Genomic DNA, 21,281 nt, shown 5'->3' on the forward strand with positions numbered 1-21,281 from the left:
GTCATAAGTCAATTCTAAATTGAAGGCAAAGAACGCCTTCTATTTAGAATCGCCTTATGCTATGCCTAAGGCTGAACAAGGCGCTTGCGCTTTTGTACTTGAAGTATGTGTGCGCTTTTAATTAAAACAAATTGATTTTAAAAGACTTGGTATGAATATTACTATTCTTGAATAACAATCATTAAAATCTAGACAACTAGCACCGATATAGATAATAACTCGGCATTATTAATTTATTAATTTATTTATTAGTTGAAATGGGGATTTGTTATGAAAAAGGGTATGTCAATTCGAGTTAAGTTAATTATTTTATGTGTTGTAATGCTTGCAGTACCGAGTATCATGGTGGGAACAATCGGTTACATGAAAGCAAAAGATGAATTAAATGAAGCAGGAAAAATGAGCTTACAAAATGATGTGCGTTTTGTATTAGCGATGATTGAAAACGCAAACAGAGAAGTGCAACAAGGGAGCGTTACACTTGAAGAAGCGCAAGAGATGATTAAAGAAACAATATTAGGTCCAAAGAATTCTGATGGGACACGAGAAATTACCGACCTATTTAATTTGGGTGAAAATGGCTACTTTTTTGTTCTAGATGAAAAAGCTCTCGAACTCGCTCACCCTAGCTTAGAGGGTGAAAGTATTTATGATACTAAATCAACGGATGGAGTAATGGTTGGACAAGAACTTGTGGCAATAGGTAATAATGGTGGTGGATATCTTGAGTTTGATTGGGCTCTTCCAAATTCAGAGCAAACTGCACCAAAGATAACTTATGTTGAAAAAGATCCTAATTGGGGCTGGTACGTAAATGCGGGTACCTATATGATGGATTTTAACAAAGGTGCAAATGGAATTCTTTATATACTCTTTATTACAGTTGGTGTTGCAGCCATTTTAGGTGTGATTCTTACTTTCTTCGTATCAGGTAAAATTGTAAATCCTATCAAAGAAATTGAAAAAAGAGTAAAGCGCGTGGCAGAAGGTGATCTAACAATTGACGACTATGTTTCAAACACGAAGGATGAGGTGGGAAGGTTAAGTGCTGATTTTCAGTTAATGGCAGGTAATATTAAAGGGATTGTTCGAGAAGTTAGTTTAAACTCTCAACAGGTTGCAGCTTCAGCAGAACAACTAAATGCGGCTTCTGAAGAAACAAGCAGGGCTACTGAACAGATTACATCTTCTATTCAACAAATGGTTAGTGGAAATGAAACACAAGCTGTAGCTGTTGATAAGAATATTGAGATCTCACAGCATATCCATGAAAGCGTGAAATTAATAACTGAACGAACGAATAGAACAGAGCAGTCTGTTCGTCAAGCTTCACAATCAGCAGAAAAAGGGAGTACATATGTTAAGCAAGCTGCAAAACAAATGGGCTCAATACACGAAATTGTTGGTGGATTAGGAACAGTAGTAACTTCATTAAGTAATCACTCTGTTGAAATTGAAAAGATTATTGATGCAATTAATGGCATTGCAGAACAAACAAATTTATTAGCGTTAAATGCTTCCATAGAGGCTGCACGTGCAGGAGAACACGGTCGCGGGTTTGCAGTTGTTGCAGCAGAAGTTCGTAAACTAGCTGAACAGTCTTCACAATCAACTGCTCTTATCACGACCTTGATTAAAGATATTCAAGCATATACAAATGATGCTGATGGAAAAATGAAACTGGCAGAACAAGAAGTAAAAGAAGGACTTGCAATCGTTCATTCGACAGGGTTAGTATTCGATGATATTGAAAGCTCTGTAGGAAGAATTGTTAGTGAAGTTGGAGATGTGACGGAGGCGTCTACTAGCATTTCTGAATATGCAAGTAAGCTAGAAAGTGTCATAAAAGAAGTTTCGAGAATTACAGCTGAAAATGGTTTTGGAACGGAGAGCATCGCCGCTGCCGCGGAGGAACAGATGGCTTCAATGGAAGAAATCGCAGCATCATCGAGTGCATTGGCAAAGATGGCTGAGGAACTACAAGAAATAGTTGAGAAATTTAAAGTATAAATTTTGATCTCCAAAAGTGTTGTCCTTAGATAAAGAGGGCAACACTTTTTTAAACAATTTGGTATAATATTGGTAAATATACCGAACGGAGTGGTGAAATGACTTTACAATTCGATCAAAAGAAGATTACTTATGATGAATATCTTACTTGGGGAGAAGGAATATTTTGTGAAGCATTAGATGGGTCTATTATTAATATGTCACCAGCGCCTACACCAAAACATCAAGCGATTTTACGAGAGTTACTAACGGATTTTTCTGTTTTTCTAAGAGGTAAAGAATGCAATGTCTTTGGATCCCAAATAGATGTATGTTTATTTTCAGAGAAAGAAACAACATACAAAAATATTAAAGATTGGGTCCAGCCTGATTTGGTTGTTGTTTGTGACAAAAGGAAAATTGACGAGAAGAGAATAATTGGTGCTCCAGATTTAGTGATTGAAATTTTATCGCCTTCTACATCTAAAAATGACCGTGTACTGAAATACAGCAAGTATGAAAAAGCAGGAATTAAGGAATATTGGATTGTTGATCCTTATAATGAATTTATTGAGGTTTATCTACTAGATAACAAAGTCTATAAACAAAAAGGAAGCTATTTTAAATCAGATTTAATCCCTGTTTCAATCTTCGACAAATTTGAAATCGATTTATCAAACATTTTTCAACAAGAAGAGGAATAGCAACAAGGATTTTTACAACTAATTTCGAATGATCTGCACGCAAAATCAATATTGTGATTACTTCATATTTATGATACATTTAAACTACCGAAAGTGCGTATTTCAGGAGGTGTCATTGCATGCATACAGCATTAATCGTTCTACTCGTAATTGTTTCAGTAGCTCTTATTACCGTTGTCCTATTACAATCAGGTAAAAGTGCTGGTCTATCAGGTGCAATTTCAGGTGGTGCCGAGCAACTTTTTGGTAAACAAAAAGCTCGTGGACTTGATTTAGTCTTGCACCGTGCTACAATCGTTTTATCTGTCCTATTCTTTATCCTAACGATTGCGGTCTCATACTTTAGTCTATAATAAGTAATCTTCAAAGGTCTGAGTGCATCAGGCCTTTTTATTTGTTTTGGGCTTGTATTTTTAATATAGTGGGTCAGTGTCTTAATCAAACGTTTCTTTAACAAGTCAAAATATCATATTCAAACTTAAAATTCATTTTTTTAATAGAATACATAGAATTTGATACACTAATAAGAAGTGAAATTTGCTAAAGGAGATAATACAGATGAAAATAGTTTTACCAAAACCATTTACCTTTGAGGGTGGGGGAAAAGCAGTTCTTTTGCTACACGGATTTACAGGTAATACGGCAGACGTTCGAATGCTTGGACGTTATTTAAGTGAACGTGGCTATACATGTCATGCTCCCCAATATAAAGGGCATGGTGTTCCACCTGAAGAACTTGTAAAAACTGGACCTGACGATTGGTGGAAAGATGTCCTGGCAGGGTACAACTTTTTAAAGGAAAAAGGGCATACGGACATTGCAGTTGCTGGTTTATCTTTAGGCGGTGTTTTTTCGTTAAAATTAGGTTACACTGTACCTGTAAAGGGTATTGTGCCTATGTGTGCGCCGATGTACATAAAGAGTGAAGAAATCATGTATCAGGGCGTGTTAGAGTATGCGAAAAATTACAAGAAGTTTGAAGGTAAAACGCCTGCTCAAATTGAAGAGGAAATGGGTAAATTCGCCAAAACCCCAATGGACACACTAAAAGCATTGCAAGAGTTAATCTCTGAGGTGCGAAACAACGTGGATATGATCTACTCTCCAACTTTTATTGCACAAGCCCGACATGACAACATGATTAACACGGATAGTGCAAATATTATATTTAATGAAGTAGAAACCGATCACAAGGAACTTAAATGGTATGAAGAATCAGGTCATGTCATTACGCTTGATAAAGAAAAAGAGCAGTTACATGAGGATGTTTTTCAATTTTTAGAAAGTCTTGATTGGTAGAGTAAAACGATAAAGGAGGTTACAAAATGGAACAAGAAATACAAAAAAATATAGAAAGACTCCTTGCATTCATGAAGGATGAGGCTTACAAGCCACTTTCCATACAAGAGCTAGAAGAAGCGTTCGGAATCAAAGGATCTAATTCTTTCAAGGACTTTGTAAAAGCACTTGTGGTCATGGAAGAACAAGGTCATATCGTCCGAACAAGAAACAATCTATATGGTTTACCAGATAAAATGAATCTACTAAGAGGGAAGCTAATTGGACATGCAAAAGGGTTTGCCTTTGTAGATCCAGAAGATGCAGCGCTAGATGATGTATTTATCCCACCAAATGAACTAAGAAACGCCATGCATGGCGATATCGTCCTTGTCCGGGTTAACCAGAATTCAGCTACAGGCTCTAGACAAGAAGGTTCGGTCATTCGTATATTAGAACGCGGTGTAAAGGAAATCGTCGGAATGTACACCGAAAGTAAGAATTTCGGATTTGTCATAGCTGATGATAAGAAAATTGCCAACGATATTTTCATTCCAAAAAATGCTTCAAAAGGAGCAGTCGAAGGACATAAGGTTGTTGTTAAATTAACGACTTACCCTGAAGGAAGAAGAAGTGCTGAAGGAGAAGTCATTGAAATCCTCGGACATAAAAATGATCCTGGGGTTGATATTTTATCGATCATTCACAAACATGGACTTCCAGGCCCGTTCCCAGATGAAGCACTCCAACAGGCAAATGATGTACCGGACACCATCCGTGAGGAAGATCTAAAAGATCGCCGCGATTTACGTAACGAGGTCCTTGTAACAATTGATGGAGCTGACGCAAAGGATTTAGATGATGCAGTTACGGTAAAAAAGCTTGATAATGGAAACTACAAGCTAGGTGTACATATTGCAGATGTAAGTCATTATGCAACTGAAAATTCACCAATCGACAAGGAAGCGTTTGAGCGGGGGACAAGTGTTTATTTAGTTGACCGAGTAATCCCAATGATTCCACATCGTCTCTCCAACGGACTTTGCTCTTTAAACCCGAAAGTAGATCGTCTAACTCTCTCATGTGAAATGGAAATAGACGCAGCCGGTACTGTCGTAAAGCATGAAATTTTTCAAAGTGTGATAAAAACGACGGAGCGTATGACATATGGAGACGTGAATAAAATTCTCGTTGACAAAGATGAAGAACTGTTAGAAAAATATGAACCACTCGTTCCAATGTTTCAAATGATGGAACAACTTGCACAAACTTTAAGAACAAAACGAATGACGCGTGGTGCCATTGACTTTGATTTTAAAGAATCTAAGGTACTCGTAAATGATGAAGGAAAGCCTTATGATGTTGTGCTTCGCGAACGATCTGTGGCTGAAAAATTAATAGAAGAATTCATGCTTCTTGCAAATAAAACAGTGGCTGAGCATTTTTACATGATGAAGGTGCCATTTATTTACCGTATTCATGAAGATCCAAATATGGAAAAACTGCAACGCTTTCTAGAGTTCATTACAAACTTTGGTTATACAATAAAGGGTGGAGCAAACGATTTACATCCAAGAGCACTTCAAGATATTTTAGAGGAAGTAGCGGGTAAACCAGAAGAAATGGTGATCTCAACCGTTATGCTTCGTTCGATGAAACAGGCAAAGTACGATTCTGAAAGTCTCGGTCACTTTGGACTTTCAACCGAGTTTTACACGCATTTCACATCACCAATTCGTCGTTATCCTGATTTAATTGTGCATCGTTTGATCCGCACTTATTTAATTCAAGGGAAAGTCAACGAAGATACCCGTTCAAAGTGGGGAGAGCAGCTTCCGGTAATCGCTGAACATTCATCAAGTATGGAGCGAAGAGCAGTCGATGCTGAACGTGAAACAGATGATTTGAAAAAGGCGGAGTACATGCTTGATAAAATTGGAGAAGAGTACGAAGGAATTATTAGCTCTGTCACCAACTTCGGACTGTTTGTTGAACTTCCCAATACAATTGAAGGCTTAGTTCACGTTAGCTATATGACGGATGACTATTATCGCTTTGATGAGCGCCATTTTGCAATGATTGGTGAGAGAACTGCAAATGTTTATCGAATCGGCGACGAAATCACGATTCGAGTGGTAAATGTGAATAAGGATGAGCGTTCCGTAGACTTTGAAATTGTAGGAATGAAGGGGACAAGACGTCCTGTAAAAGTGGCACCAAAGGTAATCAATGTAGGTCGAGGACGGAAAAAAACAGATAAACCAGGTGAACAAAAGTCAGATGGTGATTGGTCTACTCGTTCTCCGAGGAAGAAGAAAAAGAAAAATTTTGAAAATGCACCTAAAGCAAAACGGAAGAAAAAGAAAAGATAAATGAGGAAGCCTTTTAGGCTTCCTTTCATTTTACTATCAGAATTTATATAATTCTAGAAATCAGTTTGCGTTTCGCAAGTCCAGCTCCAGCGCCTAGCCCCGACGCACAGGACGTGCTAGTGCAGTCAATGTGACAGGACGTCGCGCTCTTGACTGCCTCGAGGTCATAAGTCAATTCTAAATTGAAAGCAAAAAACGCCTTCTATTTAGAATCGCCTTATGCTTGTCGGGGCTGACCAAGGCGCTTGCGCTTTTTTTATCGTTGTGGATAGTGGATTATTTTGTTAAAATAGAAGCTATCTCTATAAAGTTGAAAGGAGTGAAACTAATGCCAAAGGGAGTCGGAAAAACGGTCGCGCAAAACAAGAAAGCGCATCATGATTTCTTTATTGAAGACACGTATGAAGCGGGAATTGTGCTGCAAGGAACAGAGATTAAATCAATCCGTAATGGGCGTTCTAATTTAAAGGATTCCTATGCTAAGGTGGAAAGTGGTGAGGTATACTTACACAATTTTCACATCAGTCCATATGAACAAGGAAATCGCCACAATCATGATCCATTGCGAACGCGAAAGCTGTTATTACACAAAGGTGAAATTAGTAAATTAATTGGCCTGACGAAAGAAGAAGGATATGCATTGGTTCCTTTGAAAATCTATCTAAAAAATGGTTTTGCAAAGGTTTTAGTAGGACTCGGTAGGGGTAAAAAGAAATATGACAAACGAGAAGACTTAAAACAAAAAGAAGCAAAACGTGACATTGAACGTGCATTCCGTGATCGTCAGAAGGAATAATAATAAACTTACAATAAACTTCCAATTGCAAAGTTCGTTAGATCTGCTATAATAAGTATTGTAAGTTGCTTAGACAAGTTACAAACAACTTCATAAGCAATTAAGCTTTTAACTTCCCGTATATCCATAATATGGCCTGCGGCTTATCATGGGGACGCTACGGATTCGACAGGGATAGTTCGAGCTTAGGTTGCGAGCCGAAGGGATCGTCTTCGTAAAAACGTCACGCCAATATAACTGGCAAAACTAACAATAACTTAGCTTTCGCAGCTTAATCACTGCATAGCTAGTTCCTCCCTCCATCGTCCATGTGGTAGGGTAAGGGACTCACTCTAAGTGGACTACGCCGGAAGTCTCCGTCTGGGGCTGAAGGAAGAGAACAATCAGACTAGCTGCTCTGACGCCCGTCGATAGGCATAGGAGTTAGCGAAACCGCGAATATATCGACTACGCTCGTAGACGCTTAAGTGGCGATGTTTCTGGACGTGGGTTCGATTAGTAATTAGTCGCCTTATGTGGTAACACATAAGTGAAAATTCGGCTTTATCGGTGAAATCTAAGTCACAAATAAGTGATAAGACAATGCCGAGCGGTATGTGAAGTAATTCAACAGCCGTGTATCGACTTATAGGCTGCCATGATATGGTAGTACTAGGATACGAAAATCTGCCTGAAGTTTTAGGTAAATCTAATTTTCGTATAATACGCCGAGGGGCCTAAGACATTAGGTCTAAGATATAGTCAGTGCCATGACGAAAGCATGGAATAGCACGTCCCACCGTCTCCACCAATACATAATTGGTGGTTTTTATTTTGTCTTGTGACTTGAACCATAATTTTGCCTCTTTGGCAATGATATGCTTCAATATACTTTGGGCAAAGTATCAGTTAGATAATTAATTAAATTTATTAATAAATCTTTTGGTATTACTAATTAAGAAATTGGATGAATTAGAATATATCTCTTCTTGGAAAATAGAAGATAATTTCATTCGTATTAATACTAAAGTAAAAGCAGTTTAAGATATATAAAATTACTTTAATCACTTCTGTATATTTTTTGGGGAAATTAAGTAGTATTTTCTTCTTTCTTAATTTTGTAATATAATTTTTTTTCGAAAACAGGTGCATTTCTATTAAAAGAAATGCGTCTTTTTTCGAGAGGTTTCTCTTTACATATATTTGGAGGAATCTCCCTCTAAGTTTTGTTACATTTTGTTCTTGTTTCTTTCATAATAGTTTAAAAAAACAAGATTCTACCGATAAGAGGGTTAGGTAGGAGCAAACATAATAAAAAAGAACTAACTTATTATCTAATAAACTGCTCCTTTTAAAAGGTAGGAACTAAAATGAAAAAAATACCTGAAAAGTTAAAGAATAAACCCATAATAGCAATACTGCTTATTTTATCTATCATTTTATTTCTCTTATGTACATTATCTATTTTTGTTTTAGCTTCTGTGTCTCAATATGAGGAGAAAATTAGTGGGAATGCTCAATTTAATCAAGCTTTTTCAGTTGTGGAAAATATTTTATTAAATCGTAAACCAATACATGAAGAGGTATTAAAGGAAACAGAACCTGATGAAAATGATCATAGTTTAACTGATTATAAAAGAGATAGAATCAAAACCTCTCATGTTGAACTTTCTCCTTCGATGGATATGTTACTAAAGGAAAATGAGGTTTCAATAAAAGATTTGGAAGGGATGTCTCGAAAACTGGAGTCACTAACAGAACAGTTAGATGAACCGATTCATTCTACATTTGGAAAAGAAGTTGTCTATGTTTACCACTCACATAGCAGAGAATCATTTCTTCCCTACCTAGGAAAAGAAGATCCTGAAGCTGCTTTTCATTCGGAGGTAAATATTACATTGGTAGGTCAAATGCTAGAAAATTCATTACAACAAAGAGGAATTGGTACTCAGTCCGACTCTACTGATGTTGTCCAAATACTTAGCGACAGAGGATTAACCTATAATAACTCGTATTATGTATCTCGAGAGATTGCGATGTCAGCAATGGAAGAAAATAAGAATTTAGAAATTCTCTTAGATATTCATCGAGACTCTTTAAGAAGAGAAGCAACTACCATTTCAATTAATGGTGAAAGCCATGCCAAATTGCTCTTTGTAGTTGGTACTGGTCATAGAGACTATAAGAAGAATAAGAGATTTTCCGAAGCAATAAATACCTTATTAGAGAAAAATTATCATGGTTTATCAAAAGGTGTACTCGAAAAAGATAATAACCAAGGGAATGGTGTTTATAACCAAGATTTATCTCCAAACTCTGTAATTGTTGAAATAGGTGGAGTAGATAACAATATAGAAGAAATAAACCGAACAGTACGTATTTTAGCGGATATGATTAGTGAATATTATTGGCACGGTGAAACCGGTAGAGAAATCTAGCAAGAAAATCAATTTGGTGGAAATCAAACTATTATCCTCTAACTTAAGTCAATAGAAAAGACTCTATCCAATATCAATTGGATAGAGTTTTTTACTATTAATTTGATGATGCTTCACTTCTAAAAAGCATCTGATTTCATATAGATAGTAGTGGGAGGGAATGATATGTCTAAGAAAAAGAGTGTAATAGAATCATTCAAATATATAAATGTTGTTTTGCTATGTATCACTTGGGTATTTATACTAGCTACTATTATTATTTTTTCATCTTTTAAATTCTCTAATTCTACTTTAAGTGAGTTTATAGAAAATATAGAAGTAACTGACGTTTTTATTCATTTCATAGGTTCTGAAAATCACTATTTTTATGGTGAAAATGAGAAGCAAGAGTTCTCAATAAATGAAGTAGCTTTTAATCTTGCTACCAATATTAAGCTGGGAGATGTTCGATCCCTTTTGGGAAGGGAGATACCTGGATTTTCAATATATGATACCGAAATCGTAGTAGCTGGAGAAGGGACAAACTATACAAATCTACCCATGGAGTCTTCACCTCCATTAGAGGTATTACTTAAGGAACGAGAGGTTGCAGAAGAAAATTTAGCCGAATTTGAAAAAAAAGCAAATATGGGCTCTAAAGTCAAAGATGCACCTCCTAAAACAGCTGAGGGGAAGAAAAATGTCTATATTTATCATTCGCATAGTTGGGAGGCATTTGCCCCATTACTAAAGAATGTTGAGAATCCTGATGAAGCTAATAGCTCTAATGAGAAGGTGAATGTACTTGCTGTAGGTAGTAAATTATCGGAAGAGCTCAGCAAAAGAGGCATTGGGGCTGAACATGATACAACAAATGTAACGGAGGGTCTGCAAGAAAGAAAATGGAACTATAACCATTCTTACAAATATTCAAGAGAACGTGTTCAAGAGGCTATCGCAGGCAACAATGAGTTGAATTTCTTGATCGATATTCACAGAGATTCACAACCAAAAAAGATTACTACAACGACAATAGGCGGGAAACCGTATGCAAGATTGTTTTTTATTGTAGGCAAAGAACATAGTAACTATGAACAAAACCTACAGCTAGCAAAAGAAATAAATGCAAAGTTGGAAGCGAAATTTCCGGGGATTAGTAGAGGGGTGTTTGTCAAAGGTAAAAGCCAAGGGAATGGAGTGTACAATCAAGATCTAACAGACAGGGCACTCTTACTAGAATTCGGTGGAGTAGATAACGAATTACCTGAGTTATATAATTCAATCGAGGCATTTGCTAAGGTGTTTAGCGATTCGTATTGGAAGGATGCAGAAGGAATTTGAGTTGAAAATTATTTAAGAGTTTGATTACTAATTAATTAAATCAGATACAGAATCTAATTAGGTGTTTGAAAAAATATAAATAATATCCTCTAAAGTGGGCACAGATAAGTGAGTTGTCTGTGCCCGCTTTAAATTCTATACATGTGAAGGAACAGTTGTTGCTTATTAAGTAAAATTATATCGTCCTTAAAATTGAACGATGCGAAGGCCACTCATTCTTTCATTTTGTTTATTTATAAACGTAAAAAAATGATTAATAACCCTGTTTATCATGGTAGATTTGATGACAGTAAATAGAGATCTAATGTCCATGTCCATCATCTTTTTCTTCAGCAGAGATAATCTCCTGTTGTTCATTATCAAAAACAATTGCTAGTTTTTCGTCAATAATACCTTGCGATTTAAATGGAATGACCTCATCTGTTCCATTGATAAAAGCATGGTTAGATGCAATATCGGTTGTTTCCTTTGTATACACTGGTTTTACTTCAGCTAGAAAAGTATAAATATCCTCATTTAGTTCTCCATCTTCGAGGAAAATCATCGGGGTTTGTTTACCTAAAGACGCTGCTCCTTTTGCCAATTCAGGTGTTTTGGTTGAAACAAAAGAGAGATCTAATCCAGGATTAGCCGCACCCCAGCCAACCATAATCTTTTCATCCTTATACTTAGCAAAGGAAATTGAATTTGAAATAGGGTCTGAACCACTTATTCGCTTAACACTTCCATACTCTTTTAATTGTTCTTCAACATCAGTTGGTATGATATTCTCTGGTCCCAATATATAAATATTAGCTTTTGAATTCCGATTCTCTAAAGCTGTTTTTGTTTCCAATGGAATATTATCTTTGGAGACAAACAGAATGGGTTCAGGCATATTAGAGATCCAATTTATTGCAGGTAACGAATATAATTTTGCTTCTTCTTCTTGCGAGACAATTATCACGTTATTAGGATACACACCGTTTGAAGATTCAGCGTATTTATCATCTACTAGTAAAGCAAATTCTGCTGGATTTGACGAATTTATTCCTTCAACCTGATAATCCTCTAGTTCTGTGTAAATAGAGGCACTCACATCTCCCATTATCATGACTTGTGTACCATCTGCATTCCCTATGGGGTTTAATCGTTTAATTTCCTTTAACGTCAAATCAGGAATATGATCTTTTTCAATAAACAATATAGGTCCATTATTAGGATGTTGAATGAGCTTTGCACTTGCCATTGATATCTGCCAATCTTCTACTACAGTTAAAATAACGGTTCTAGGCTGATTCTCTTTATGAGTTGCTGCCCAGACTGTTTGGGAAACAAGGACAGCAAATTCTGTTTTATCAGAAGAATTTAATCTAGTGACATTCTTTGTATTTCTTGTTAAAAGTCCTTCAGTAGCATGGGGATTAAAATCGGTTGGTTCTGTTGAGAATTCTTCTACTTTCTCTTCCTGTTCTTCTTGAGTATTGTCTTTTGTCAGATTTGTACAAGCGCTATTTAAACTCAAAATAACAATTAAGATAGTAAGTACATTTATTTTTCGCATGAGATTCCTCCTAAGGTCTATAAAATTCCACTTTAGTAATATATCATTGCTCACTATAAAAAAAAGTAATCAACCATTAATTTTTGCTCGCTAATGATGCATAATTTCTATGTAACAGAAGAAAAAGAAAGTAAATTAAAGAGAAATCAAACAAGCTTAAAAACCCACAAAGAAAATGCATTTCTCTGTGGGCACTAAGAGGAGGTTTAAGACAAAGTGTTAATTTGGATACTGTCCTACCTGATAAGAATCTTTAAGTAAGTAACCTTATTATTAAGATGCCATTTGACGACATACTTCGGCACATTTGAAACATGCTTCAGCACAAGCTTTACAATGCTCATGATCATGTTTTTGGCACTCATTTCCGCATGCTTCGCAAATCCCAGCGCATAACTTGCAGATTTGCGAAGCAAATGGACTGTTTCTTTGCATTGCCCCTGCTGCATATGCACAAATTTCAGCACATTCGCGATCTAGTCGGATACACTCTTTCATCATATTCACATCTTCTTCAGATAAACAGTTGTCATAACAACGATTGCATGCCTCTAAACACTCCAAACAAACCTTAATACATTCATGAAAGTTTTTCTCCACTATAATACCTCCTCGTAAAAGTTTATTACGTTTGTATACTTCCCAATGAGGATTTTATAAAACGTTTCTACTAAAACTTCATGAATTCTGCACAATTATTCTGCAGAATTAAATAAAGTTATAAATTTTCAAATGGTGGAGGTAATCGTTTGCAGTCAGTTTTATTAATAGATGACAAATGTGAAAAGGTCAATTCACTGGGCTTCTTGTTAGCTAAACATGGGTTTTACACGATTAAAAAGCATTCAGAAGAATCAATTAAAGTTATTCAAAATGAGTTCATCGATTTAATTATCTTGGATCTAGACCAAATCACTGATAGGTGGTTTGAAACTGCCAAAAAAGTTAGAGATTTTTCCAACGTTCCAATTATTTGTCTAACAGATGAGATAGATAAGGAAATGATCATAAAAGCTTATACTTATGGATCAGATGATATTATTTTTAAACCTATTGATGAAGATCTATTTTTGGTAAAGATAAAAGCTATTTTAAGAAGAGAAGATTTGAGAATTACAGGTAAACTCTTTTTTAAAGGGCTGGTAGTAGATCGGAATACATATGAAGTAAGGTACGACGACAAGTTAATCGAAATGACTAGAAAAGAATATTCACTTATCGTTTACTTTCTAAGTAATCACAATCAAGTGTTTACTAGAGAAGATTTAATTTCTCAAATGTGGGAATATAAATATACAGATACTCGAACAGTTGATTCGCATATAAGAAATTTGCGGGAGAAATTGAGACAAGCTGATTTCCCTGTGGATGACTATTTAGTAACAGTAAGGGGATTTGGATACAAATGGAAGGTAGTTTCAAACTAGTTACTGTGCAGTCCTCACTTAAGAGGATTACATATAAAAACCTATAGTAGAAAATCACAATGCACAGAATCTGCAAACTAATTTGGTACACTTTGGGAGAAAACAAATTAAGGAGGAGCTAAGTATGAGTAAAAAATATAGATGATTATTTTCTCTAGTCGTAGTAATTGATGAAGTAAAGAAGGAATCTGAGATCACTGCAGAGCAACCTCTAATTAAACTATATCAAGGAGTGTAAACTATGAAAAGCAAAAAACTGATGATAGGATTACTTTTACTAATCTCCATGTTAACTTTAGCTGCGTGTGCAGGTGGTAATGAGGACATGAGTCCTAAAGAAGATGATGAAAACACGGATATGGATTCCGGTTCTCATGAAGGTATGGATCATTCAAGTTCAGGAGAAGTCCCTGCCGGTTTAAAAGAAGCTGAAAATCCGACCTATGAAGTTGGAAGTCAAGCAATTCTAGAAACAGATCACATGGAAGGTATGAAGGGTGCTGAGGCAACAATTGTAGGTGCTTACGATACGACTGCTTATGCCGTTTCTTATACTCCAACAACAGGTGGAGAAAGAGTAGAAAATCATAAATGGGTGATTCAAGAGGAAATAGAAGATGCTGGTGAAGAAACGTTAAAACCTGGAGCAGAAGTTACCTTGAATGCATCACATATGACAGGAATGGACGGTGCAACGGCTGAAATAGATTCAGCCGAACAAACAACCGTATATATGATTGATTACACTCCAACAACTGGCGGAGAAAAAGTGACAAATCATAAATGGGTGACAGAAAGCGAACTATCAGCTAAATAAATTTGAAAACTAAAAATATACAGGAGAATTAAAACAAACAAGAGCCAAACCTCTATGTATCAAGAGTTTGGCTACTTTTAATAGTTTCAGAAATTATATCTTTAAGTTAAAAGAGTGAGTAATTATAATCTTGATAATTGAACAATAAGGAGTTGTTAAATGTACAGTATCGTTTTCGATGTGCAAAAGATTTACTTTTTTATGACAACAAGTTTAAAAATGTATAACTCATATTACACCCCTCGAGTCTCCACATTTTCTTCACAATTTCCATTTAGAATAACTTAGGACATAACAGGAAGTGAGGAGTTTAGCTGTCATATGAATTTGCAACATCTCTTAAAAGACATCCAATCAAAATAATAATGCGATAGCATCCATACAATTAGAGAAGGTAATAGATCAAAAAAAGCAAGAGATAGCTGATTTACCAACTATTGAAAAGGAAAATAACGTTGAATTGGAGAAACATGTTTCAACTCTTGTGTTTATTTCAATAACAATTGCTGTGGGACTGTTTGGATTGTTCTTTAGACAAGTTAGGAACATTTAACAGAGTGGTTCTATAACAGATTAATAGATAGATTCTCATATTACTCGTATAGATTGTATAAACCCATAATAGATTGTTCATACTGCTATTGGGGTGATAAATAATGAGACTATTAATCTTGGTTTTTGTAATCAGTATTGGATTCAGTAGTGTAAAAGGAATGCATCAAGAAGCAGACTTCTCTCAATTACAAGATCTTCAGGAGATTTCGAAATCTAACAATATAAACATTCATGAATTTAAAGTGTACGTTAAACAGGAAAAAGTTGAAATGAGTTTAGAAGCTATTAAATCAGGTTTAAAAGAAATGAAAAAACGCAAGCCAAGTTTTATATGGACCGAAGAAAATGATGGACACCATACAACGATTGAAGGTAACACTAATCGACATAATAAGATTAAAGAAAAAGTGAGAATCTATGTAACTCCTCATCAAAAAGGCTATAAAGTAACTTACACATACGAAGTAATCGGCAATGAGATAGATCTTGCATTAGAAACTGAACTAGAAGGTGTCCCATTTGAATATGAGCAAAATAATCAATATATAACGGTAAAAGGTAAATCATTAAATGAGGCTAAATTGGACGACTTAAGAGAAAAGTTACTTATTGATTTTGACGCTGAAAAAGTAGAGGGTTTAAACGAGGTTGGATTTAACTCAATTTCGGTTTTATCAGAAAAATGGGATACAAAATTAAAGCTTGATGAATCTAAATCAATGAATCTTCAAATTGGACTTAGAGAGAGTGGAACTCAAGGGATTGATGTGACAATCGGTACACCAATCATTATTACAGAGTATTAAAGTTCACAGCTGTGAACTTTTTTCTTGTTTTTCATATTATCTACAAACTTTTACTTTATACTATACTTCAAAATAAATGAATATAAGTAGGGGCGGATACAAAATATGTATGAGCTTTTTAGTCAATTTAGTAATATTCTCATGCAACCATTTTTAAATATCTATTATGAAATAGAAAGCATATCACTGATTGCAGCATTAGTACTTGGATTAGTGGGTGCATTAGCACCATGTCAGCTTACAGCTAATGGGAGCGCCTTAATGATTTATGGGAATAACTCAATGAGAAGAGGAGTTTCTTGGCAACACATCTTTCTTTTTATGCTAGGGAAAATTGTTGTTTTTAGTTTATTGGGATTTATTGTATGGTTAGTAGGGAGTGGAATTGAACAGAAGCTCACAGTGATTTTCCCTTGGTCTAGAAGGTTAATAGGTCCATTATTGATCATCGTCGGAGTGTTTCTATTAAATATTATAAAAATAAAAGGAGATTTTTCACTTGGCAAAATTCCTTCTAAGTTTTTCAAAGGGAAACTAGGCTCTTTTCTGATGGGAGTAAGCTTTTCTTTAGGGTTCTGTCCAACAATGTTTGTTTTATTCTTTGTCACATTAATACCTCTTACACTTTCGGAGCCATATGGCTTCATTTTACCAAGTATATTTACAATTGGTACAACAATTCCCATTTTATTTATCATGTTTATTATTTGGTTTTTAGAAATTGATAAAAAAATAATGAAAAAAAGTAGAAAAGTTGGCTTAATCGTGCAGAGAGTTGCAGGTGTTTTTCTTATAATTCTAGGTGTACTAGATACAGTTGTTTATCTGTAAGATCATATAATTAATATTAGAAAAATAATCATCTCCTCAGAAAATTCATAGTTACTATCTATAATTTCTAATTAGATACTAACGATAGAGGAGTCTTAATATGACTGAGTTTGAAACAATTAATAGTGTAGCATTTCAATTAGGACCAATAACCGTTTATTGGTATGGAATTATCATAATGACAGGCGTTTTGCTTGGTTTATGGCTAGCTACAAAGGAATGTGTAAGACAAGGATTGCCGAAGGAAACATTGGTTGATCTTTTATTAATTGCTTTGCCAATTTCCATACTTTCTGCACGACTTTAAGCTTTTCTTTAGTTATTTAATACTCTATTCAGTTGGAAGATTTTTAATAGAAGGAATGAGAACAGATAGTTTGATGCTTTTTGACATTTTAAGAGTATCACAGTTAGTTTCCATTGCCTTGATACTCATTGCATTTACTCTTATCATATATAGAAGGAAATCATTGAAAGCAGAGAAAAGTGAGGAATTGAAGTGAAAAGTAAAAAGAATAGCCGAATAATTATCATCGCCATCTCGTTAAGTGTTCTAATAATAGGTGCAAGTATGTTCATTATTAATAGCGTAAATAAAGCTGGTAATGTAACATTTGAACATATTCATGGATTGGGCTTCACTGGAGATGGCGAAAAGTTGTTAGTTCCAGCTCATGATGGATTAAGGATCTATGAAAATGATGCTTGGGAAAAATCTAAAAATGAACCACATGACTATATGGGATTTTCAATGACGAGTGATGGCTTCTATAGCAGTGGGCATCCTTCTCCGAGCAGTGACTTGAAAAATCCATTCGGCATTATTAAGAGTGATGACACTGGTTCAAAGATCGAGCCTCTTGCTTTGTATGGGGAAGTTGATTTTCATGGAATGTCAGCAGGATATCACTCTAGTTCTATTTATGTGATCAATTCAGAGCCGAATTCTATAATGAGTAATCCTGGACTTTTCTACTCACTAGACAATACGGAAAACTGGAAGCAAAGTAAAGTAGAGAACCTTACAGGACAAGCTACGACTCTTGCTGTGCACCCTGATAATGAGAACATGGTAGCAATGGGAACAAATGAGGGAGTGTTCATATCCTTAAATAATGGAGACAATTTTGAACAAGCTCTTGAAGGAGAATCAGTATCTGCCCTTTCTTACACGTTCGATGAACAAGTAATGGCTGCTTCTATGAAAGATAAGGTGAAACTTTCTCTTATTAATCTAGATTCTTTGTCTGTAGTAGACATTAAGGTTCCAAAGATGGAGAGTGATGAGTATATCTCTTATCTTGCTGCAAATCCTAGTGATGTAAACACTTTTTCGTTTACAACCAGTGAAAATAATATCTATCTTACTCAAGATCTTGGAGAGAGTTGGAATTTAATTGTGGAGAAAGGAAAAGCAGTAAAGGGTGAATAGCTTTTAAAACTTTCATCTACACAATTTCTTCAATAATTCGTTATATAATAAACATGCCCGTTATATCCTAGGGTGCCCATGAAAAAGGTCTCCATATAGGAGACCTTTATTCGTTCGTTTTATGGATACTAGAATGAAGCGAAGAAGGAGAACTTGTATGAAACGAAAAATATTGATTGTAGATGATGAGTGGAACATGAGGAATCTATTAAAAATCTATCTTTCAAATGACTATGAGATTACAGAAGCAGTGGATGGCATAGAAGCACTTCGTCTTGTTAAAACATCAGACTTTGATCTCATTTTACTTGATATTATGCTTCCACAAATGACTGGTTGGGAAGTTTGCAAAGAAATTAGGGGAATGAAATCAACGCCTATTCTTATGTTAACAGCTAGAAATGAGTTGAAAGACAAAGTGCAAGGTCTTGAAGTAGGTGCTGATGATTATTTAATTAAGCCATTTGAACCTGAAGAATTGCTAGCAAGGGTAAAAGCGCTTCTGAGGAGAGTGGATTTAAATACAGATCAAAAAGAAAAGATCCTTTCATTCGGTTCAGGAAAGTTGATCATTGAAATAGAGAGCAGGAAGGTGTTAATAGACAGTGAGACTTTAGAATTTACACCGAAGGAATTTGAATTGCTGTATACAATCGCGTCTAATCCTAAACGTGTCTTTACCAGGGAAGTTCTTCTCGATATTCTATGGGGATTTAACGATTCAAGAGATGCTAGAACGGTTGATACACATATAAAAAATATAAGGGTAAAAGTTAAAGAAAAAGGGTTTAACTATCTTCCAATTGAAACAGTTTGGGGAGTCGGATATAAGTTTAAATTACCGGATGATTCTTATGAAAGTTAACAGCATTACAGTAAAGCTAGGTGGTACCATAATCATTTTGTTTTTAGTGATTCTTTTCCCTCTAGTTTATACAATTGACCAGCTCTTCACCGGTTTTTATTATAATCAAAAGCAAGAGCAAATTGACCATTTCGCTACAAAGTACTCTGAATCAATAACAAATATTGAGGATAAAGATTCTTATCATATGTTCAGTATGATATCAGAATTAAATAATGTTGATCTATTTGTGTTTAATAAATCAGGACAAATATTAAATAGTACCGGTCTATTGAATTTTAAGGAAAATCTTCATGTAGAAGAGAAAATATCTTCTCCTATTTTAAAAAATAAACATTTGAGTATGGAATATCTAGACTCTGAAACGGAACAAAGATACTTGCTTTCGGGTGAACCCATTGTCATTAATAACCAAGTGAATGGTGGCTTGGTAGTGGTATCAAATTTGGAAAGTATTCAGAGTTCAATTGAGCAAATACGTAACTGGCTTGTCGTTTCGGTAATCGGTTCCTTACTTATTGCAGTGGGGTTTACTTTTTTTATTTCAAGAAAACTTTCTTCACCTCTTTTGCGAATGGAACTAGCGACAAGGGAAATTGCAAATGGGAAACTTCAAACGAAACTCCTCCATAATTCTAAAGATGAAATAGGGAATTTAGCAAAAGCAATAACAGAATTAGGATATGAGTTAGAGGAGTATCGGACAAACCGAAGAGAATTTTTTGCAAATATTTCACATGAATTAAGAACGCCGATTTCATACGTGAAGGGCTATGCTCAGGTATTGCGCAAAAAACTTTATCAAAATGAAGAGGAAAAGAATAAGTATCTGGACATCATTAATGATGAATCAACAAGGCTCACCTCTTTAATTGATGATTTATTTGAGTTGGCAAAAATAGAAGAAGGGAAATTAGATTTAAAAGTAGAGTTGATAGATATCCCGGAAATTGTATTAGCTTCGGTGGATAAGGTGAATTTAAAAGCGAAGGAAAAAAGCATTACAATTAAAGTTGATATTCTGTACAATGTGCCAATGTTAAGAACTGATGGTCGAAGGCTTGAACAAGTATTGATTAATCTCATTGAAAATTCAATACGATACAGTCCCGAAAGCGGTCTGATAACCATCAAGGTTACAACTCGAAAGAAGCAGGTAGACATTATAATAGTAGACAATGGTGTGGGTATTCCCACTGAGGATTTACCTTATATTTTTGAGAGGTTTTACCGGGTTGAAAAGTCAAGGACAAGGGCAGAAGGTGGAACAGGTCTAGGCCTAGCGATTGTTAAAAATTTAGTGGAGCTACTTAACGGAAAAATTGAGGTAGAAAGTACAGTAGGGCAAGGAACGACTTTTATTATACGTTTACGATCTATTGGGGAATTAGGTGACTACGAATGAATAAGTTTATAAATATTATACCAATTGTTTTTATACTGCTTGGTTTAGGCTGTCTTACGATAACAAGCTCTGTTTTTCATTCACCTAATTCATTACATCATTATTTAGAATCCTTTATAGGGATTTGTATCTTTATGATAATTCCAGTGATCTTCGTATTAGGTATGGTTATCTTTGTTAGGAGAAAAAAGAGATAAGTCTATCCCTGAGTTTGTACACATATAATTGTACAAACTTATTTTTTTGGAGGAGATGAAATGTCTTTATCTCTATTTCTTTTAATTAGTACGACAGTTCTCTTATTCTTCACAATTGCACTATACATAGTTAGTAACAAAAGGAATATCTCAATTATTAAGTAATGCACTCTCATTTAAGATGAATTAAAGGTAAGTAGCTATTTTAAACTGTACCCTATAGAGTAGACACTAAAAAAAGGTCTGCCCTATAGGGTACTTTTTGTATAATGAAAAAAACAGGAGAATCGGAGAACAATTACATGCCAAAAAAACACTTTACTGAGAAAGAAATAGAAATACTATCTAATAATCCATATGTTAAATCTGTAAGTTCAAAGGGTGTTACATATACAGACGAATTTAAGAGAATTTTCATAGCTGAAAATGAAAAGTGGCCAAGGCAGATTTTCGAGGAGAATGGTTTTGATATTGAAGTCATTGGTATTGTCAGAGTACAAAGGGCAGCCTCCAGATGGCGTACTGCT

The 21,281-nt window shown here is 35.1% G+C and carries 20 protein-coding genes, 1 other RNA gene and 1 pseudogene; 20 read left to right on the forward strand and 2 right to left on the reverse strand.

Annotated features, from left to right (window positions below; genetic code table 11):
* The first annotated feature begins 270 nt into the window (after positions 1 to 270).
* The 9 genes from ACFFIX_RS26305 to spoIIP (ACFFIX_RS26345) all read left to right on the forward strand — a co-directional run bounded on the left by ACFFIX_RS26305 (position 271) and on the right by spoIIP (ACFFIX_RS26345) (position 10,876).
* Positions 271 to 2,010, forward strand: a complete 1,740-nt coding sequence (locus ACFFIX_RS26305; RefSeq protein WP_378939416.1) for a methyl-accepting chemotaxis protein — start codon at positions 271 to 273, stop codon at positions 2,008 to 2,010.
* Positions 2,011 to 2,108: 98 nt separating this feature from the next.
* Complete coding sequence (locus tag ACFFIX_RS26310; RefSeq protein WP_378939418.1) at positions 2,109 to 2,693, forward strand: Uma2 family endonuclease; 585 nt, start codon at positions 2,109 to 2,111, stop codon at positions 2,691 to 2,693.
* 119 nt (positions 2,694 to 2,812) lie between these two features.
* Entirely contained in the window at positions 2,813 to 3,046 is a 234-nt protein-coding gene (gene secG / locus ACFFIX_RS26315; protein WP_378939420.1) for a preprotein translocase subunit SecG, read from the forward strand.
* A gap of 205 nt (positions 3,047 to 3,251) precedes the next feature.
* Positions 3,252 to 3,992 (forward strand): alpha/beta hydrolase, encoded by a 741-nt coding sequence (locus ACFFIX_RS26320; protein WP_378939422.1) that lies wholly within the window; start codon positions 3,252 to 3,254, stop codon positions 3,990 to 3,992.
* 26 nt (positions 3,993 to 4,018) lie between these two features.
* Positions 4,019 to 6,343, forward strand: coding sequence for a ribonuclease R (rnr, locus tag ACFFIX_RS26325; RefSeq protein WP_378939424.1), 2,325 nt, complete (start codon positions 4,019 to 4,021; stop codon positions 6,341 to 6,343).
* A gap of 328 nt (positions 6,344 to 6,671) precedes the next feature.
* Entirely contained in the window at positions 6,672 to 7,139 is a 468-nt protein-coding gene (gene smpB, locus ACFFIX_RS26330; protein ID WP_378939426.1) for an SsrA-binding protein SmpB, read from the forward strand.
* Positions 7,140 to 7,297: 158 nt separating this feature from the next.
* Positions 7,298 to 7,637: a transfer-messenger RNA gene (gene ssrA / locus ACFFIX_RS26335) on the forward strand.
* A gap of 851 nt (positions 7,638 to 8,488) precedes the next feature.
* Positions 8,489 to 9,556 (forward strand): stage II sporulation protein P, encoded by a 1,068-nt coding sequence (gene spoIIP / locus ACFFIX_RS26340; protein WP_378939428.1) that lies wholly within the window; start codon positions 8,489 to 8,491, stop codon positions 9,554 to 9,556.
* A gap of 165 nt (positions 9,557 to 9,721) precedes the next feature.
* Positions 9,722 to 10,876 (forward strand): stage II sporulation protein P, encoded by a 1,155-nt coding sequence (spoIIP, locus tag ACFFIX_RS26345; protein ID WP_378939431.1) that lies wholly within the window; start codon positions 9,722 to 9,724, stop codon positions 10,874 to 10,876.
* Between the two features lie 301 nt (positions 10,877 to 11,177).
* Here spoIIP (ACFFIX_RS26345) and ACFFIX_RS26350 read toward each other — a convergent pair whose 3' ends face one another.
* On the reverse strand, positions 11,178 to 12,419 hold the full coding sequence (locus tag ACFFIX_RS26350) for a cell wall-binding repeat-containing protein (RefSeq protein WP_378939433.1): 1,242 nt from the start codon (positions 12,417 to 12,419) through the stop codon (positions 11,178 to 11,180).
* 273 nt (positions 12,420 to 12,692) lie between these two features.
* Complete coding sequence (locus tag ACFFIX_RS26355; protein WP_378939434.1) at positions 12,693 to 13,019, reverse strand: four-helix bundle copper-binding protein; 327 nt, start codon at positions 13,017 to 13,019, stop codon at positions 12,693 to 12,695.
* Between the two features lie 149 nt (positions 13,020 to 13,168).
* Between ACFFIX_RS26355 and ACFFIX_RS26360 the strand changes: the two genes are divergently transcribed.
* The 11 genes and pseudogenes from ACFFIX_RS26360 to ACFFIX_RS26410 all read left to right on the forward strand — a co-directional run.
* Complete coding sequence (locus tag ACFFIX_RS26360; protein ID WP_378939436.1) at positions 13,169 to 13,846, forward strand: response regulator transcription factor; 678 nt, start codon at positions 13,169 to 13,171, stop codon at positions 13,844 to 13,846.
* Between the two features lie 241 nt (positions 13,847 to 14,087).
* Complete coding sequence (locus tag ACFFIX_RS26365) at positions 14,088 to 14,663, forward strand: YdhK family protein (protein ID WP_378939438.1); 576 nt, start codon at positions 14,088 to 14,090, stop codon at positions 14,661 to 14,663.
* A gap of 656 nt (positions 14,664 to 15,319) precedes the next feature.
* The gene (locus ACFFIX_RS26370) at positions 15,320 to 16,024 is read left to right on the forward strand and encodes a YwmB family TATA-box binding protein (RefSeq protein ID WP_378939440.1); all 705 of its coding nucleotides are present in this window, start codon (positions 15,320 to 15,322) and stop codon (positions 16,022 to 16,024) included.
* Positions 16,025 to 16,129: 105 nt separating this feature from the next.
* The gene (locus ACFFIX_RS26375) at positions 16,130 to 16,855 is read left to right on the forward strand and encodes an urease accessory protein UreH domain-containing protein (protein ID WP_378939442.1); all 726 of its coding nucleotides are present in this window, start codon (positions 16,130 to 16,132) and stop codon (positions 16,853 to 16,855) included.
* A gap of 100 nt (positions 16,856 to 16,955) precedes the next feature.
* Positions 16,956 to 17,156: pseudogene (locus ACFFIX_RS26380) on the forward strand (prolipoprotein diacylglyceryl transferase family protein); the annotation flags it as partial.
* Positions 17,125 to 17,358: a prolipoprotein diacylglyceryl transferase family protein gene (locus ACFFIX_RS26385; RefSeq protein WP_378939444.1), complete on the forward strand. Its 234-nt coding sequence runs from the start codon at positions 17,125 to 17,127 to the stop codon at positions 17,356 to 17,358. The pseudogene ACFFIX_RS26380 and the gene ACFFIX_RS26385, both read left to right, overlap by 32 nt.
* On the forward strand, positions 17,355 to 18,287 hold the full coding sequence (locus ACFFIX_RS26390; RefSeq protein WP_378939446.1) for a F510_1955 family glycosylhydrolase: 933 nt from the start codon (positions 17,355 to 17,357) through the stop codon (positions 18,285 to 18,287). The genes ACFFIX_RS26385 and ACFFIX_RS26390 overlap by 4 nt, the downstream gene beginning before the upstream one ends.
* 157 nt (positions 18,288 to 18,444) lie before the next feature.
* Positions 18,445 to 19,152 carry a response regulator transcription factor gene (locus tag ACFFIX_RS26395; RefSeq protein ID WP_378939448.1) on the forward strand — a complete coding sequence of 236 codons (708 nt, stop codon included), beginning with the start codon at positions 18,445 to 18,447 and terminating at the stop codon, positions 19,150 to 19,152.
* Positions 19,142 to 20,557: a sensor histidine kinase gene (locus ACFFIX_RS26400; protein ID WP_378939450.1), complete on the forward strand. Its 1,416-nt coding sequence runs from the start codon at positions 19,142 to 19,144 to the stop codon at positions 20,555 to 20,557. Before ACFFIX_RS26395 ends, ACFFIX_RS26400 begins: the two co-directional genes overlap by 11 nt.
* Positions 20,554 to 20,754, forward strand: a complete 201-nt coding sequence (locus ACFFIX_RS26405; protein WP_378939452.1) for a hypothetical protein — start codon at positions 20,554 to 20,556, stop codon at positions 20,752 to 20,754. The genes ACFFIX_RS26400 and ACFFIX_RS26405 overlap by 4 nt, the downstream gene beginning before the upstream one ends.
* Positions 20,755 to 21,056: 302 nt before the next feature.
* Positions 21,057 to 21,281, forward strand: a 225-nt coding sequence (locus ACFFIX_RS26410; RefSeq protein WP_378939454.1) for an HTH domain-containing protein, incomplete at its 3' end; no start/stop codon positions are given.

The organism is Metabacillus herbersteinensis, assembly GCF_042433335.1.
Lineage (GTDB): Bacteria > Bacillota > Bacilli > Bacillales > Bacillaceae > Metabacillus > Metabacillus herbersteinensis.

Bases quoted from the DNA above. Each gene is read 5' to 3' on its own strand.
- ACFFIX_RS26305 (WP_378939416.1), top strand. From the start codon at position 271: ATGAAAAAGGGTATGTCAATTCGAGTTAAGTTAATTATTTTATGTGTT.
- ACFFIX_RS26310 (WP_378939418.1), top strand. From the start codon at position 2,109: ATGACTTTACAATTCGATCAAAAGAAGATTACTTATGATGAATATCTT.
- secG (WP_378939420.1), top strand. From the start codon at position 2,813: ATGCATACAGCATTAATCGTTCTACTCGTAATTGTTTCAGTAGCTCTT.
- ACFFIX_RS26320 (WP_378939422.1), top strand. From the start codon at position 3,252: ATGAAAATAGTTTTACCAAAACCATTTACCTTTGAGGGTGGGGGAAAA.
- rnr (WP_378939424.1), top strand. From the start codon at position 4,019: ATGGAACAAGAAATACAAAAAAATATAGAAAGACTCCTTGCATTCATG.
- smpB (WP_378939426.1), top strand. From the start codon at position 6,672: ATGCCAAAGGGAGTCGGAAAAACGGTCGCGCAAAACAAGAAAGCGCAT.
- spoIIP (WP_378939428.1), top strand. From the start codon at position 8,489: ATGAAAAAAATACCTGAAAAGTTAAAGAATAAACCCATAATAGCAATA.
- spoIIP (WP_378939431.1), top strand. From the start codon at position 9,722: ATGTCTAAGAAAAAGAGTGTAATAGAATCATTCAAATATATAAATGTT.
- ACFFIX_RS26350 (WP_378939433.1), bottom strand. From the start codon at position 12,419: ATGCGAAAAATAAATGTACTTACTATCTTAATTGTTATTTTGAGTTTA.
- ACFFIX_RS26365 (WP_378939438.1), top strand. From the start codon at position 14,088: ATGAAAAGCAAAAAACTGATGATAGGATTACTTTTACTAATCTCCATG.
- ACFFIX_RS26370 (WP_378939440.1), top strand. From the start codon at position 15,320: ATGAGACTATTAATCTTGGTTTTTGTAATCAGTATTGGATTCAGTAGT.
- ACFFIX_RS26375 (WP_378939442.1), top strand. From the start codon at position 16,130: ATGTATGAGCTTTTTAGTCAATTTAGTAATATTCTCATGCAACCATTT.
- ACFFIX_RS26395 (WP_378939448.1), top strand. From the start codon at position 18,445: ATGAAACGAAAAATATTGATTGTAGATGATGAGTGGAACATGAGGAAT.
- ACFFIX_RS26400 (WP_378939450.1), top strand. From the start codon at position 19,142: ATGAAAGTTAACAGCATTACAGTAAAGCTAGGTGGTACCATAATCATT.
- ACFFIX_RS26405 (WP_378939452.1), top strand. From the start codon at position 20,554: ATGAATAAGTTTATAAATATTATACCAATTGTTTTTATACTGCTTGGT.